Below are 15415 nucleotides of genomic sequence, written 5' to 3'. Positions count from 1 at the left end.
CTTCGCCAGCGACACCGCTACGCGGTATCGAGCGAAGCCCTGCCCGAATGGCACGCTTGAAAATAAATTTCTAAAGACAGTTGCTCCCACAGGTACAGCGTCAACTTCTGGCCTTGTGCATTTCCTGTAGGAGCTGGCTTGCCGGCAATGGGGCCAGTCCTGTTGACGCCATCCGACCAACTGTCATACCCGTCACAAAACCCCCTGCTAGGCTTCGACAGATCGCAACTGTCAAAAAGCCACTATCATGCCCGCCCGCCTGCTGCTGTTCTGTGCATTGCTCATGGCCTCGGCGTCGAGCCTGGGCATGACCATTTACGAGATCACCGATGATGGCCGTGTGACCTCCTATTCCGACCGGCCCGGCCCCGGTGCCAAAACCTTTGTGCGGCGCGTACCTATGGTCGAGGTGCCCGAAGGCCAGGTTCTGCTGAACGCGATAACCTTCAACGGCGGCGTGAGCTTTTCGGCCCGCAACCAGCTACACGTGCCAGTGGAGGTGGAGTTGCGCCTGGACAACCTGGTGAATGCACAAGGTGGCAATGCCCCGCGTACCGTGCGCCGGGTACTGCCGCCGCGCACCACGCAAATGCTAAGCGTGCTCAGGGGGCGCCCCGGGATGCTGCTGAACTACCGCTCGACCCTGCTACAGGCCATGGGCGACCCGGGCAAGCGGCCCCAGGGCTTCCGCTATGCATTCCCCTGGATTGGCGGGCCGTTCCGCGTGACCCAGGGCCCCAATGGCCGGGTCAGTCATTTTGGGCCCAAGGGGCGTTACGCCATGGACATCGCCATGCCCGAAGGCACCACCATCATCGCGGCGCGGGAAGGGGTGGTGGTGAAGACGGAGAACAGCCAGAGCGGGCGCGGCCCCAACCCCTCGGGCAATTTCGTCAGGATCCTGCACCCGGACGGTACCATGGGCGTCTACCTGCACCTGATGCGCGGGTCGGTGGTAGTGGCGGAGGGGCAACGAGTGCGGCAGGGGCAGATGCTGGCCAAGTCGGGCAATACCGGCAACAGTACCGGGCCCCACCTGCATTTCGTGGTGCAGCGCAATGTGGGGTTGGCGCTGGAGTCGATACCTTATCGGTTCGACAGGCCGATTGGTGGGTTGCCTGACTTTACCGCGGGTAACCCCTGAGATTTTTGGGGCCGCTTTGCGGCCCTATCGCGACACAAGGCCGCTCCTACAGGGATACGCGAACCCCTGTGGGAGCGGCCTTGCGTCGCGATGGGCTGCAAAGCAGCCCCCTGGCCCTCAATCCAGCTTGAGTACCTTGGCCAGCACGATCTTCGGCCCTTTCATCTTCTTGATGATGATGCGCAGCCCTTCGACCTCCAGCACTTCCTCTTCTTCAGGCACGCGCTTGAGCGTCTCGTAGACCAGACCGGCGAGGGTTTCCGCCTCGATATGGTCAAGGTCGACGCCCAGCAGGCGCTCGACCTTGAACAGCGGCGTGTCGCCACGCACCAGCAGCTTGCCCGGCTGGTAGGCGAGGATGCCGCGCTCGGTCTTGCGGTGCTCGTCCTGGATATCGCCCACCAGCACTTCCAGCACGTCTTCCATGGTCAGGTAGCCAATCACCTTGCCATCGGCTTCCTCCACCAGCACGAAGTGCGCGCCGCCCTTGCGGAACTGCTCCAGCAACTGTGCCAGCGGCATGTGCCGCGACACGCGCTCCAGCGGCCTGGCCAGGTCGTCGAGGTCGATGGTTTCGGGCAAGTGCTCGAGTTCGGCCAGTTCCAGCAGCAGGTCCTTGATATGCAGCAGGCCGGTGAACTCCTCACGCTCGGCGTCGTACACCGGGTAGCGGCTGAACTTGTGGCGGCGTACCAGCGCCAGGATCTGCTTCAACGGCGCATGGGCGTCGATGCTGACCATGTCCTCGCGCGAGTTGGCCCAGTCGACCACCTCCAGCTCGCCCATTTCCACGGCAGAGGCCAGCACGCGCATGCCCTGGTCGCTCGGGTCCTGGCCACGGCTGGAGTGCAGGATCAGCTTGAGTTCTTCACGGCTGTAGTGGTGCTCGTGATGCGGGCCGGGCTCGCCCTGGCCAGCAATGCGCAGGATGGTGTTGGCGCTGGCATTGAGCAGGTAGATGGCCGGGTACATCACCCAGTAGAACAGGTACAGCGGCACGGCGGTCCACAGCGACAGCAGTTCTGGCTTGCGGATGGCCCAGGACTTGGGCGCCAGCTCACCGACCACGATGTGCAGGTACGAAATGACGAAGAAGGCGACGAAGAACGAGATCGCCTTGATCAGCTCGGGCGTGTCCACGCCAAGGTATGCCAGCAGCGGCTCGAGCAGATGGGCGAACGCCGGTTCACCGACCCAGCCAAGGCCCAGCGAGGCGAGGGTGATGCCCAGCTGGCAGGCCGACAGATAGGCGTCGAGCTGGTTGTGCACCTTGCGCAGGATGCTGCCACGCCAGCCATGCAACTCGGCGATGGACTCGACGCGGGTAGCGCGCAGCTTGACCATGGCGAACTCGGCGGCAACGAAGAAGCCGTTGAGCAGCACCAAGAGCAAGGCAAAGATGATCATGCCGAAATCGGCGAATAACGAGGTGAGGCTGATACCAGGGGAAGGGTCCATGATGGAGTTTTTACGGGGTCCGTCTTCGAGATAGAGAGAAAAAAAGTGCCAGCTCTTGCTGGCACAGGGGGTCCAATGTAGCGGCTGGGACCGTAAAAGCAAAGGGCGATGGATTCTTTGGGGGCGCTTTGCGCCCCATCGCGACACAAGGCCGCTCCGCGATCCCGTGTAGGAGCGGCCTTGTGTCGCGATGGGCTGCAAAGCAGCCCCCGAGGCCCTCAAGCCTTGCCGTTGGCCAATTGTGCCGGCGCGAAGTGACAGGTAAACGTACTGCCATGCCCCGGCACGCTGCTGATCTCCAGCTTGCCGCGGTGGCGCATCAGCACATGCTTGACGATCGCCAGCCCCAGCCCGGTGCCCCCGGTATTCGACGCACGGCTGGAGTCGACCCGGTAGAAGCGCTCGGTCAGACGTGGCAGGTGCTTGGCATCGATGCCCACCCCCGAGTCCTGCACCGACAGGTGTGCGCCCTGGGCATCGGCCCACCAGCGAATCCGTATGCTGCCTTCGTCCTGGGTGTACTTGACCGCGTTGAACACCAGGTTGGAAAAGGCACTGCGCAGCTCCGACTCGCTGCCCTTCAGCTGCACGCCAGGCGCGGCTTCCAGGGTGATGCGCTGGTTGCGGGGCCCGGACAGGGCCTGGGCGTCGTTCTTGATCGCGGCAAGCAAGGCATCGACCGCCACTGGATGGTTGTCCGACGGGTAGTCGGTGGCCTCCAGCTTGGCCAGCAGCAGCAGGTCGTTGAGCAGTGTCTGCATGCGCGAGCCTTGCTGGCTCATCTGCTGCAGGGCTCGGCCCCAGCGCGGGTTCACGTCTTCGACGTTGTCCAGCAGGGTTTCCAGGTAGCCGGTGATCACCGTCAGCGGCGTGCGCAGCTCGTGGGACACGTTGGCGACGAAGTCCTTGCGCATCTGCTCCAGCTGGTGGATGCGGGTAACATCGCGCACCAGCATCAGGTGCTCGTTGTTGCCGTAGCGGGTGATGTGCAGCTGCACGCGCATACGGTCGTTGATCGGCGAGGGGATTTCCAGCGGCTCGAGGTAGTTCTCCGCCTCGAAGTATTCCTTGAAGCGCGGGTGGCGCACCAGGTTGGTCACCTGCTGGCCGCCGTCCTGTGGGGTCTTGAAGCCCAGCAGGGTCTCGGCGGCGCGGTTCCACCATTCCAGGTTGCCGTCGCTGTCCAGCATGATCACCGCGTCACGCAGCGCGGCGGTAGACTCCTGCACCCGGTCGATTACCGCCTGCAGGCGGCCGCGCACGCGCTGGTCGCGGCGTTGCAGGTGGTAGATGCTGTCGAACACTTCGCCCCACAGGCCGTAGCCATCGGGTGGTGCTTCGTCGGGTTGGTGGTTGCGCAGCCAGTCATGCAGGCGCAGCAGTTGCTTGAGGGTCCAGCCCAGGTAGAGCGCCAGGCCGATGGCCAGGCTCCAGCCATAGTAGCCGCTGACCAGCCCGCCGATCAGGCAGACGGTAATCAGCAGCAGCAGGTGGCGAATCAGGGTCGCGTGCCAGTTCTGGTTCAATTGACGGTCCTTGTACAACGACGTGCAGCTTGGCGCTTTTCAGCTCGATCAGCTCTTGGTCGAGAAGCGGTAGCCGGTGCCCCGGACGGTTTGTACCAGATTTTCGTAGGCTTCACCCAGCGCCTTGCGCAGGCGGCGGATGTGGACGTCGACGGTGCGCTCTTCGACATAGACGTTACCGCCCCACACCTGGTCCAGCAGCTGGCCACGGGTGTAGGCGCGCTCCTGGTGGGTCATGAAGAACTGCAGCAGGCGGTATTCGGTAGGGCCCATCTCGGCCGGCTTGCCGTCGATGGTCACGCGGTGGCTGATCGGGTCGAGCAGCAGGCCGCCGACTTCGATCGGTGCCTCGCTATCGCTCGGGCCAGTGCGGCGCAGCACGGCTTTCAGGCGGGCGACCAGTTCACGCGGCGAGAACGGCTTGGTGATGTAGTCGTCGGCGCCCACTTCCAGGCCCTGGATCTTGTTGTCCTCTTCACCCTTGGCGGTGAGCATGATGATCGGGATGTCGCCGGTCAGTTCGTCGCGCTTGAGGCGGCGGGCCAGTTCGATGCCGGAGGTGCCCGGCAGCATCCAGTCGAGCAGGATCAGGTCCGGTTTGCGGTCGACGATGATCGCGTGGGCCTGTTGGGAGTTTTCCGCTTCCAGGCAGTCATAACCGGCCATTTCCAGGGCAACGGCGATCATCTCGCGAATTGGTGCTTCGTCGTCGACGATCAGAATGTTCCTGCCAACCATGCTCAAAACCTCTCCTGGATACGGTGTCTTGGCCCGCATTAGATAACGGAATTATTGCAGCTGTGTGACAGGGTGTTGGCCGTTCTGGCGACATTCCATGACTGAACTAGGCTTGAAAGGGCCGTAGTTGTGGCAACCAGAACTCAATCCCCCCGAAACAATGGTGAATCCAATGACACGACAAACGCTGAGCTGGATGGCCCTTTTCACTGCGCTGGCGCTCCCGGGGGTGGCCTTGGCCGACCATGCGATGGAGAAGGGCGGCATGTTGGTCGATCATGCCGGCATGACCCTGTACACCTTCGACAAGGATGCGGGCGGCAAGTCGATGTGCAATGGCGAATGCGCCAAAAACTGGCCGCCGCTGATGGTCAAGGCCAATGACGAACCGGCCAAGGACAAGTGGACAGTAGTAATGCGCGATGATGGCAGCAAGCAGTGGGCCTATGACGGCAAGCCGCTGTACACCTTCATCAAGGACAAAAAGGCCGGCGACATGACCGGTGACGGCATGAAGGACGTCTGGCACGTTGCCAAGCCTTGAGATTGCCGGGGCCGCTTTGCGGTCCATCGCCGGCAAGCCAGCTCCCACAGGTTGTGCGCAAGCTGAGAAGGCAGCGCTGCACCTGTGGGAGCTGGCTTGCCGGCGATAGGGCCCACAGCTTCAACGCAGTGCGTAATCCAATACTACCCCGATAAACACCAGCATCCCCGCCCAGTGATTGTGCAGAAACGCCTTGAAGCACGACTCCCGGTCCAGCTTGCGCGTCGACCAGTACTCCCAGGCAAAGCACGCCGCCGCGCCCAGTAGCCCCAGGTGGAACCAGCCACCCAGCTCGAAGCGGCTGCCGGCCAGCAACAGGCAGCCCAGCGACAGCAGCTGCAAGGTCAGGATGATGGTGCGGTCAGCATCGCCGAACAGGATGGCGGTCGACTTCACGCCAATCTTCAGGTCGTCATCACGGTCGACCATGGCGTAGTAGGTGTCGTAGCCCACCGTCCACAGCAGGTTGGCGATATACAGCAGCCAGGCGCTGGCCGGCAGCTCGCCACCCGCTGCGGTGAAGGCCATGGGAATGCCCCAGGAATACGCCGCCCCCAGCACCACCTGCGGGTAATAGGTGTAGCGCTTCATGAACGGGTAGCAGAACGCCAGAGCTACCGCACCGAACGACAGCCACACCGTGCGGCTGTTGGTGCACAGCACCAGCAGGAAGCTCACTCCGACCAGGATGGCGAACAGCGCCAGTGCTTCGCGCGGGCGGACCCGGCCGCTGGCCAGGGGGCGGTCGGCGGTGCGTTTGACGTGGCCGTCCACCTTGCGGTCGGCAAAGTCGTTGATGCAGCAACCTGCGGCGCGCATCAGCACCACACCGAGGCCAAAGATCAGCACGTTGGCCAGGGTTGGTGAGCCGTTGCCAGCAATCCACACCGCCGACAAGGTCGGCCACAGCAGCAGGTAGATACCAATTGGCCGGTCCATGCGGCTGAGCTGGACAAAGTCCCAGGCCCGCGGGTGCAGGCGGTTGAGCGACTTCAGCAGTTGCATGTACATCAGCGGTTTTCCTCCTTGGCCGCTTGCCACAATGCCGGCAGGAACACCTCTGCCACCAGCAGGTCCAGGCCGCCACGTTCGAAGCGCGACCGGCGGCCCCACAGCGCAGTATGGGCGGCTTCGCTCGGCAGCCAGGCCTGTGGATAACTGCACACCTCGATCGGGTGGCGGATGAATGCCTGATCGCAGAACAGCAACTCGCCCAGCGAACGGCTGCCCAAGGTTTCCAGGTCCAGCCCGCCGCGCTCCAGGGCACTGCGGCTGGCGACGCTGCGGGCGAACACCCAGGGTTGGCCATGGCCGCGCAGGTACACCTCGCGCACCCAGCCTTCGGCACCGGCGGCGATGCCCAGTGCCTGGCATTCGTCATCGCGCAGCGGCTGCCAGCCCTCGAATAGCGGCGTGACGGAGAAGTGATCGTTGGACAGGCGGGTCAGGCGACGGGTCAGCGAGCCCTCGTCGAACAGCCAGTCAAGGGTGGGCTGGTCGATGTCGGTCGCCAGCCGTGAATACGGCAGCCACGCGACAGCGGCTGCTTGCGGGGATTCGTACGACACGTCGGTCTGCTTGTTACAACCAGAGAGGCGGCGAGCTTAGCATGATTGCCCGGACTGCTTGCATACTGCTGACAGGGCCGCTACAAAGCCCCACGAATTGCCCGCAGGCTTCGTCGCGGGTAAACCCGTTCCCACAGGCTACGCAGTCGCTGTAGGAGCGGGTTCACCCGCGAAGAGGCCATCAGCAGCAACACAAAGCTCCAGCTTGAACCGAGGAAAAAGACCTGATGAAGAAGTGGCAATGTATTGTCTGTGGCCTGATCTACGACGAAGCCGAAGGCTGGCCCGACGACGGCATCGCCCCCGGCACACGCTGGGAAGACGTGCCTGAAGACTGGCTGTGCCCCGACTGCGGCGTGGGCAAGAGCGACTTTGAAATGATCTCCATCGGCTAATCGAGGAAAGCACGACATGACGTCCCCTGTGGTAATCATCGGTACCGGCCTTGCGGGCTACAACCTGGCCCGTGAATTTCGCAAGCTCGATGCGCAGACGCCGCTGCTGCTGATCACCGCCGATGACGGTCGTTCCTACTCCAAGCCCATGCTGTCCACCGGCTTTGCCAAGCAGAAGGACGCCGACGGCCTGTGCATGGCCGAGCCGGGCGCCATGGCCGAGCAACTGAATGCCGAGATTCGCACCCATACCCGCATCAGCGGCATCGACCCGGGCCACAAGCGCTTGTGGATAGGTGAAGAGGCAGTGGAATACCGCGATCTGGTGCTGGCCTGGGGTGCGCAGACGGTGCAGGTGCCGATCGAAGGTGATGGCGGCGATCGGGTGTTCCCGATCAATGATCTGGAAGATTACGCGCGCTTCCGTGCTGCTGCCGTCGGCAAACAGCGCGTGCTGATCCTCGGTGCCGGCCTGATCGGCTGCGAATTCGCCAACGACATGAGCCTGGGCGGCTTCCAGGTCGATGTGGTGGCGCCGTGCGAGCAAGTCATGCCGACCCTGCTGCACCCGGCCGCTGCCACTGCCGTGCAGGCCGGGCTGGAAGGCCTGGGCGTGCGCTTTCACCTCGGCCCGGTACTGACCCGCCTGCAGCAGGTAGCCCAGGGCCTGGAGGCGCACCTGTCCGACGGCAGCGTGATCGCCTGCGACCTGGTGGTTTCGGCCGTCGGCCTGCGCCCGCGCACCGACCTGGCTGCCGCCGCTGGCCTACAGACCAACCGCGGCGTTTGCGTGGACCGCCAGTTGCGCACGTCCCACGCCAACATCTTTGCCCTTGGCGACTGTGCCGAAGTCGATGGCATCAACCTGCTCTATGTGATGCCGCTGATGAGCTGTGCCCGGGCCCTGGCGCAAACCCTGGCCGGCAAGCCGACAACGGTCGCCTACGGGCCGATGCCGATCACCGTGAAAACCCCGGCCTGTCCGCTGGTGGTCTCGCCGCCGCCCCAAGGCCACGAAGGCACCTGGCAGGTAGAGGGGCAGGGCAGTGACCTCAAGGTGCTCTGCCTTGATGCAGAGGGCACGCTGCTGGGCTACGCCCTCACCGGGGCGGCCGTGATGGAAAAGCTGGCCCTGAATCGCCAGCTGCCGGCCGTTATGGCGTAAATAGCTGGCGTTCTGTCGGATTTATCCTGTTGTTGCTTGCACAATGGCCGCCCAGATACTGGCGCGGCCCCTGTGCACGTGCCATCCTCACTTCCGTCTGCCGCAGATTAGAGCCTGCGGTGCCTTGAGCGCTGCTCCCAGGGCAGCACGGCATAACAACAAGAATTCCGTCAAAGAGGCTTCACTATGCGCAAACCAGAACTCGCCGCCGTCATCGCCGAAAAGGCCGATCTGACCAAGGAAAAGGCCAATCAGGTTTTGAACGCGATTCTCGACAGCATCACGGGTGCCCTGGACAAGGACACCGTGACCCTGGTCGGTTTCGGCACCTTCGAAAAACGTCATCGCGGTGCGCGTACCGGCAAGAACCCGCAAACCGGTGAACCGGTCAAGATCAAGGCCAGCAATACCGTGGCTTTCAAGCCAGGCAAGAATTTGCGCGACAGCGTCAACGCCCCCGTCAAGCCGGCCAAGAAAGGCAAGTGATCGCTCCCTGACAACCCCAGTGTCAGCCAAGCGGGCGCCTCAGGGCGCCCGTTGTGCTTTCTGCAGGCAAAATGTTTCGAACTTGCATAAATAGTTCTGGAAAAGGATAGACTGCGCGCCTTAGTCACTTTTAATTCGAGGCGCGTTGATGAAGTTCCGCTTTCTTCTCTGGGCCATGGGGCTGTTGATGGCCAGGGCCAGCCGCAACAACCCGGCTTTCCAGCAGCAGCTCAAGGGCAAGGACCTGGTGTTCCAGATGCAGACCCTGGACGGCAAGGTCGCCCGGCACTTCATAGTCAACAACGAACGCATCAGCAGCAAGGGCGGTGCGCACCCGCAGCCAGCGTTCGCCATCGCCTTCAAGGACGCTGCCTATGGTTTCACCACCATGCAGGCAGGTAACAAGCAACTGGCGTTCATGCAGGGGATTCAGGACAAGCACATCCAGATCAAGGGCAACCCGGCGCTGGTGATGTGGTTCCAGGGGTTGATGAAGTACCTGAAGCCGAAGAAGAAGGGCTGAAACTCAATAGGCCTGCTGACTCATACCCTGTGGGAGCGGGTTTACCCGCGAACACCGGCAACGCCGGTGCCATGCACCGCGTCGCGATCTTCGCGGGTAAACCCGCTCCCACAGGGGCCAATCATGTCAGTGAGGTGCGTGGAACTGCGAAGCCAGCTCACGCAGCAGGCTCTCTGCTTCGAGCACCTTGTTCACCACATCCTCGGCCTTGTCCCGGGTAATCCCCAGCCGTTCCAGCAATTCGTCTGGAATCTCCTGCTGTGGCCCCGAGCCAATCCCCCGCGAGCGTAGCAATCGTGTAGCCAGGCACACCAGGTTGGGGAACGCCGAAAACTCGCCGTCATAGGCCGGGTCGTGCTGGAAGCGCAGTGCGGCGGACAGTTCTTCCGGCATGTCCCACAGCTTCATCAACCATGCACCGATCTGCTCGCGGCTGATGCCCAGCAGGTGTTGTTCCACATAGGTGTGGCACAGGTGCGGGTTGACCTCCAGGTGGCGGCAGATCAGTGAGAAGTGCGGCGGGAACACGTGCGCCAACAGCAAATAGCCAAAGTTGTGCAGCAGCCCGGCCAGGTAGGTCAGGCCGGCCTCGGGGCGCTCGGCCCGTGGCATGGCGCGGGTCAGGCCTTCGATGATCGCGGCGGTGTAGATCGACTGCTGCCAGTACGGCGTGGCTTGCTGCGGGTGGTCTTTCGGCAGGCTCAGGGTCTTGCCCAGCGCCAGGCCCAGGGCCAGGTTGATCACCAGGTCGAAGCCCAGCACACGCACGATGGCGTCTTCCACCGAGCGGATCTTGCCAGGTGAGGCGTAGTAGGGCGATGCCGCCCAACTCACCACCTGTGCCGCCAGCGCCGGGTCGGTTTCGACCACGCCGGTGATATCGTCGATGCTGGCGTTGGGGTCTACCCGTAGCTTGATGATCTTTTGCGCGGTGTCGGCCAGCGGCGGGATTTCGATGGTTTCTTCCAGGCGCTTCTGGATGCGCCGGGCAGTGAAGGCCTGGACGGCGTTGGTGATTTCCCGGGTGTCATCATCGGGGCGGTCGAGGTTGGGGCTGATTGCCTCGACTTCCTGGCCGAAGCTGCTGGCGCTGGCCTTGACCAGCATGCGCTTGAAGTGCGCGCGTTCGATTTCCAGCAGCAGGCCGGCTTCGCCAGACTGGATAAACACGGTTTCGGCGTCGAGCAGGCTCTTTTCGTACTGGCACGGCGAGCTGGTCAGCGCCGGAATGCCTGGCAGGGCCTTGAGCTGGTGCTTGTCCAGCATCTGCTTCAGGCGCGGCACCGACACCGCAGTGAGCTTGCGACCGGTCAGTTCGGCCAGGCGGTTGAGGTCCAGCAGCTGGCTCTGCGGGAACAGCACCATCAGGGCGCCGACCTCGTCGTCGAGCAGCACGGCCTGTACCCGCGACGCTGCCGGCAGGTGCGGATGTTCGACCACCTCGCGGTAGGCCACGCCGAGTTTGTCGAGCAGCAGCCGGATGACCGAGGGAGCGTGTGGGGTTGCGGTGTCCAGGGCAACTTCAGTCATGGTCCGTATCCACTGATTCCTTTAAACGCGAAGTATAACCAGCCTCTGGGCAAATCTGGATCCATTATGGGACCAGCGTCACACTTGGCCATATTGCTGGCCATGACGCAGCCAGCGATCGAGCAGCGGGCTGACGTGCTCCGGCCAGCGTGCGATCAGGGCCTGGGCGGCGTCGCGCACGGCCGGCAGCAGGTCGGCGTCACGCATCAGGTCGGCGACCTTGAACTGCAAAAGGCCTGTCTGGCGGGTGCCGAGCATCTCGCCCGGGCCACGCAGCTCCAGGTCCTTTTCGGCGATGATGAAGCCGTCGTTGGTTTCCCGCATGATCCCTAGCCGCTCGCGGCCGATCTGCGACAGTGGTGGGTGGTACAGCAGCACGCAATGGCTGACGGCGCTGCCCCGGCCAACCCGGCCACGCAACTGGTGCAGCTGTGCCAGGCCCAGGCGCTCTGGGTTCTCGATGATCATCAGGCTGGCGTTGGGCACGTCCACGCCCACCTCGATGACCGTGGTGGCGACCAGCAACTGCAGGTTGCCGGCCTTGAACTCGGCCATGATCTCGGCCTTTTCCGCCGGCTTCATGCGCCCGTGGATCAGCCCCACCCGTAGCTCGCCCAGGGCACTGCCCAGCTCCTCGTAGGTGCTTTCGGCGGCCTGGCAGGTAAGCTCTTCGGATTCTTCGATCAGTGTGCACACCCAGTAGGCCTGGCGCCCTTCGGCGCAGGCGGCGCGCACCCGCTCGACCACTTCGAAGCGGCGGCTATCGGCCACCAGCACGGTGTTCACCGGGGTGCGTCCGGGTGGCAGTTCGTCGAGCACCGAGGTGTCCAGATCGGCATAGGCGCTCATGGCCAGGGTGCGCGGAATGGGCGTGGCGGTCATGATCAGCTGGTGCGGGCACAATTCCCCGGCCACGCCCTTCTTGCGCAGGGCCAGGCGTTGCTGCACGCCAAAACGGTGTTGTTCATCGATGATCGCCAGGGCCAGGTGCTTGAACTTCACCTCTTCCTGGAACAGCGCATGGGTGCCGACCACCATTGGCGCGCCATTGGCGATCTGCTCCAGGGCGGCTGCCCGGGCTTTGCCCTTTAGCTTGCCGGCCAGCCACGCGACTTCGATGCCCAGCGGTTCGAGCCAGCGCTTGAAGGTGATGAAGTGCTGTTCGGCGAGGATCTCGGTGGGCGCCATCAGGGCCACCTGGTAGCCGGCTTCCAGGGCCTGCAGCGCGGCCAGGGCGGCGACCACGGTCTTGCCGGCACCCACATCGCCCTGCACCAGGCGCATCATTGGCTCATGCTGGCTGAGGTCGTAAGCAATTTCGTTGGCCACTCGCTGCTGTGCGCCGGTCGGCTGGAAACCCAGGTTGGCCAGGTACTGTGCCTGCAGGCGCTGGGCCTTGGGCAGCACTGGCGCGCGCAGGCTGCGCAGGCTTTCACGCAGGCGTTGCTGCGACAACTGGTGGGTCAGCAGCTCTTCGAAGGCCAGGCGGTGCTGGGCCCAGTGCTGGCCTTCGGCAAGCTCGTCGAGGTCGGCGTCGGCCGGCGGGTTGTGCAGGTAGCGGATGGCATCGTCCAGCGGCGCCAGCTGGTAGTCCCGGGCCAGTTCGTCGGGCAGCCAGTCCGGCAGGCTGCGCGGGCCCAGCAGGCCCAGGCTCTGCTGACAAAGCAGCCGCAGGCGTTGCTGGGTAAGGCCTTCGGTGGACGGATAGATCGGCGTCAGGGTCTGCTCGACCGGTGGCGCCGGTTCGTCGCCGTTCAGCGCCCGGTATTCCGGGTGGTAGATTTCCAGGCCCGAAGCGCCGGGGCGTGCTTCGCCGTAGCAGCGCAGGTGGGTGCCACGCTTGAGGCCTTCCTTCTGCGCGTTGCTGAAGTGGTAGAAGCGCAGGCTCAGCACACCGCTGCCGTCACCCAGGCGCACCACCAGGCTGCGGCGCTTGCCCATGGTCACGTCGGCGCCGCTGACCACGCCCTCGATCACCGCGTCCTGGCCAGGGCGCAGTTGACCGATCGGCACCACGCGGGTGCGGTCCTGGTAGCGCAGGGGCAGGTGGAACAGCACGTCCTGCAGGTTCTCCAGGCCGACCTTGGCGAGCTTCTCCGCCATGGCCTCGCCAACCCCCTTGAGTACCGTCACCGGGACCTTCGACAGCTCACTCATGACTCAGGCCGGTTGTTCCGCAGGGGCTTTGGCGACCGAGCACAGGCGGATCGAGTCGGCGAGGATCTCGATGGCTTTCGGCCGCGGGAAGCTGGCGCGCCAGGCGATGGCTACGGTGCGGAATGGTGCCGGTGCGGTCAGTGGGCGAACCTCGATGACACCGGGGGCGTAGTGGTGGCTGTGCACCGCCGACAGCGGCAGGATCGACACGCCAAGGCCCGAGGCCACCATGTGACGGATGGTTTCCAGCGAGCTGGACTCCACCGTGGTGTGCTTGGAGCCTTCACCGCCCTTGTTCAGCGTTGGACAGGCCTCCAGTACCTGGTCGCGGAAGCAGTGGCCTTCACCGAGCAGCAACAGGCTCTTGTCGTTGAGCATTGCGGTGTCGATGGTCTTTTTCGCTGTCCACGGGTGGTCAGCCGGCATCAGGGCGCAGAACGGCTCATCGTACAGCGGCAGGGTCAGCACGTCGGCTTCGTTGAACGGCAGGGCGATGATCACCGCGTCCAGTTCGCCGTTGCGCAGCTTTTCGCGCAGTACGTGGGTGAAGTTCTCTTCGATGTAGAGCGGCATCTGCGGTGCCACGCGGTGCAGCTGCGGAATCAGGTGCGGGAACAGGTACGGGCCGACGGTATAGATGGCACCGACCTTGAGCGGGGCGGTCAGCTGGTTCTTGCCGGCCTGGGCCAGCTCGCGAATGCCTTGGGCCTGCTCCAGTACCTTCTGCGCCTGGGCGACGATGCTTTCGCCGACTGGGGTCAGGCGGACCGCGCTCTTGCTGCGCTCGAAGATCAACACGCCAAGCTCATCCTCGAGCTTCTTCACACCGACCGACAGGGTCGGCTGGCTCACGTGGCAGCGTTCGGCGGCATGCCCGAAATGCTGTTCCTGGGCGAGTGTGACGATGTAGCGTAATTCTGTGAGGGTCATAACGTGCGTCCATGAAGTTGCGAGCCCAGCATAGCGGCTGCAATCGATAGACGCACGTTATCAGACTTGCCGATTTGTGACAGAAACAAAAGTCTCAGCGGCGGTCCAGCGAGTAGACGAACGGGGCCACGACTTCGATCGTGCCATTGTTCAGCAACTCGGGTGGCGGCTTGGGTACCGTGCCGGCCCGACGGATCATTTCCAGGGTCGCCCGGTCCAGAGCGGCACTACCCGAACCTCCGGCCATGGAGTACGACACCACCTTGCCTTCGGCGTCGACCACGAAACGTAAGCGGTTTATGCCCTGCAGCCCGCGACGGCGCGCGTCTTCCGGGTAACGCTTGTACTTGGCCAGGTGACGCAGCAGGTCGCTCTGCCAGGTCGGCAGGGCTTTGCTGTTGGACGCAATGCTCGGTGCCGGTGCCGCGGACTTCTGCGGTGGCGTGTTGCTGGGCGGTGCGTCTACCGTTTGTTCGGTCGGCGGTGCTTCCTTCGGCGGCTCAGGCTTTTTCTCGGGCTTGGGCGGCTGTGGCTTGGCCTTTGGCTTGGGCGGCTTGGGAATGGCGATCTTGGGCTTGGGTGCTTCGGCGAGCTTTGGCAGTGGCGGTTCCTCGACCGGTGCCGGTGGCTGCGGCGCCGCTTTCGGGGGCGGTGGTGGCGCAGGCTCCGGCAACGGCGCCAGCTCGACCATCATGGCTGCCGGTGGCAGTTCGATGGCCTGGGGCACCGACCAGTTGAGCGTCAGCAGCACGGCGACCACGTGCACGCCCAGCACGATCGCCAGGCTGCCACCGTAGCGCGCCATGTTCGAGCGCGTTCTTGTCATTTCTTGGCTGCCGTCTCTAGACCTACCAGACCGACTTTCAGGTAGCCGGCCGCGCGCATGTTGTTCATCACTTCCATCAGGTCACCGTAATCCACGCCTTTGTCAGCCTGGAAGAAGATGGTGGTTTCCTTGTCGCCCTTGGTCTTGGCATCGAGCATCGGGCCAAACTGGTCGGGGGCAGGGACCTGATCGTCACCGACGTACAGCTTCTGGTCGGCCTTGACGCTGACGAACACCGGTTTCTCGGGCCTCGGCGCCGGCTTGGCGGTCGAGGCCGGCAGGTCGACCTTGATGTCGACCGTGGCCAAGGGGGCTGCGACCATGAAAATGATCAGCAGCACCAGCATCACGTCGATGAACGGCGTAACGTTGATTTCGTGGTTCTCGGCGAGGTCGTCGCCACCTTCGTTGAGATGCAGGCCCAT

General features: G+C 63.7%; 16 protein-coding genes. 6 read left to right on the top strand and 10 right to left on the bottom strand.

Annotated features, from left to right (window positions below):
- Positions 1–247 precede the first annotated feature (247 nt).
- Positions 248–1144 (top strand): M23 family metallopeptidase, encoded by an 897-nt coding sequence (locus KDB76_RS28420; protein WP_013974816.1) that lies wholly within the window; start codon positions 248–250, stop codon positions 1142–1144.
- 117 nt (positions 1145–1261) lie between these two features.
- On the opposite strand, the gene KDB76_RS28415 is transcribed toward KDB76_RS28420, so the two are convergent.
- The 3 genes from KDB76_RS28415 to phoB all read right to left on the bottom strand — a co-directional run bounded on the left by KDB76_RS28415 (position 1262) and on the right by phoB (position 4866).
- The gene (locus KDB76_RS28415; RefSeq protein ID WP_013974815.1) at positions 1262–2602 is read right to left on the bottom strand and encodes a hemolysin family protein; all 1341 of its coding nucleotides are present in this window, start codon (positions 2600–2602) and stop codon (positions 1262–1264) included.
- A 218-nt stretch (positions 2603–2820) separates the two neighbouring features.
- Positions 2821–4128 (bottom strand): phosphate regulon sensor histidine kinase PhoR, encoded by a 1308-nt coding sequence (gene phoR / locus KDB76_RS28410; RefSeq protein WP_024087922.1) that lies wholly within the window; start codon positions 4126–4128, stop codon positions 2821–2823.
- 48 nt (positions 4129–4176) lie between these two features.
- Positions 4177–4866, bottom strand: a complete 690-nt coding sequence (gene phoB, locus KDB76_RS28405) for a phosphate regulon transcriptional regulator PhoB (RefSeq protein ID WP_003253341.1) — start codon at positions 4864–4866, stop codon at positions 4177–4179.
- Between the two features lie 172 nt (positions 4867–5038).
- Between phoB and KDB76_RS28400 the strand changes: the two genes are divergently transcribed.
- Positions 5039–5410 (top strand): hypothetical protein, encoded by a 372-nt coding sequence (locus tag KDB76_RS28400; RefSeq protein WP_024087921.1) that lies wholly within the window; start codon positions 5039–5041, stop codon positions 5408–5410.
- A 120-nt stretch (positions 5411–5530) separates the two neighbouring features.
- Here the strand turns inward: KDB76_RS28400 and ubiA are convergent, their stop codons facing one another.
- Complete coding sequence (gene ubiA, locus KDB76_RS28395; protein ID WP_013974811.1) at positions 5531–6421, bottom strand: 4-hydroxybenzoate octaprenyltransferase; 891 nt, start codon at positions 6419–6421, stop codon at positions 5531–5533.
- A complete protein-coding gene (locus KDB76_RS28390; RefSeq protein WP_015272344.1) occupies positions 6421–6978 on the bottom strand; it encodes a chorismate lyase in 558 nt (185 codons plus the stop codon). Before KDB76_RS28390 ends, ubiA begins: the two co-directional genes overlap by 1 nt.
- Positions 6979–7205: 227 nt before the next feature.
- On the opposite strand from KDB76_RS28390, the gene KDB76_RS28385 reads away from it, so the two are divergent.
- The 4 genes from KDB76_RS28385 (at position 7206) to KDB76_RS28370 (ending at position 9547) form a co-directional block, all read left to right on the top strand.
- Positions 7206–7373 carry a rubredoxin gene (locus tag KDB76_RS28385; RefSeq protein WP_003253349.1) on the top strand — a complete coding sequence of 56 codons (168 nt, stop codon included), beginning with the start codon at positions 7206–7208 and terminating at the stop codon, positions 7371–7373.
- 16 nt (positions 7374–7389) lie between these two features.
- A complete protein-coding gene (locus tag KDB76_RS28380) occupies positions 7390–8538 on the top strand; it encodes an FAD-dependent oxidoreductase (RefSeq protein ID WP_038410298.1) in 1149 nt (382 codons plus the stop codon).
- A 186-nt stretch (positions 8539–8724) separates the two neighbouring features.
- Positions 8725–9024: an HU family DNA-binding protein gene (locus KDB76_RS28375; protein ID WP_013974808.1), complete on the top strand. Its 300-nt coding sequence runs from the start codon at positions 8725–8727 to the stop codon at positions 9022–9024.
- 148 nt (positions 9025–9172) lie between these two features.
- Positions 9173–9547 carry a helicase gene (locus tag KDB76_RS28370; protein ID WP_003258183.1) on the top strand — a complete coding sequence of 125 codons (375 nt, stop codon included), beginning with the start codon at positions 9173–9175 and terminating at the stop codon, positions 9545–9547.
- A 126-nt stretch (positions 9548–9673) separates the two neighbouring features.
- On the opposite strand, the gene KDB76_RS28365 is transcribed toward KDB76_RS28370, so the two are convergent.
- The 5 genes from KDB76_RS28365 to exbD all read right to left on the bottom strand — a co-directional run bounded on the left by KDB76_RS28365 (position 9674) and on the right by exbD (position 15415).
- Positions 9674–11077, bottom strand: a complete 1404-nt coding sequence (locus KDB76_RS28365) for an aminoacyl-tRNA deacylase and HDOD domain-containing protein (RefSeq protein ID WP_023661961.1) — start codon at positions 11075–11077, stop codon at positions 9674–9676.
- 78 nt (positions 11078–11155) lie between these two features.
- The gene (recG, locus tag KDB76_RS28360; protein ID WP_024087919.1) at positions 11156–13234 is read right to left on the bottom strand and encodes an ATP-dependent DNA helicase RecG; all 2079 of its coding nucleotides are present in this window, start codon (positions 13232–13234) and stop codon (positions 11156–11158) included.
- A 3-nt stretch (positions 13235–13237) separates the two neighbouring features.
- Positions 13238–14164 (bottom strand): hydrogen peroxide-inducible genes activator, encoded by a 927-nt coding sequence (locus tag KDB76_RS28355; protein WP_013974805.1) that lies wholly within the window; start codon positions 14162–14164, stop codon positions 13238–13240.
- A gap of 94 nt (positions 14165–14258) precedes the next feature.
- A complete protein-coding gene (locus KDB76_RS28350; RefSeq protein WP_015272339.1) occupies positions 14259–14990 on the bottom strand; it encodes an energy transducer TonB in 732 nt (243 codons plus the stop codon).
- A complete protein-coding gene (exbD, locus tag KDB76_RS28345) occupies positions 14987–15415 on the bottom strand; it encodes a TonB system transport protein ExbD (RefSeq protein WP_023661960.1) in 429 nt (142 codons plus the stop codon). Before exbD ends, KDB76_RS28350 begins: the two co-directional genes overlap by 4 nt.

It is taken from the genome of Pseudomonas sp. JS425 (genome assembly GCF_018223845.1).
GTDB lineage: Bacteria > Pseudomonadota > Gammaproteobacteria > Pseudomonadales > Pseudomonadaceae > Aquipseudomonas > Aquipseudomonas asiatica.
The sequence above is the reverse complement of the archived record's forward strand: the minus strand, read 5'-3'. Positions and strand labels throughout refer to the sequence as shown.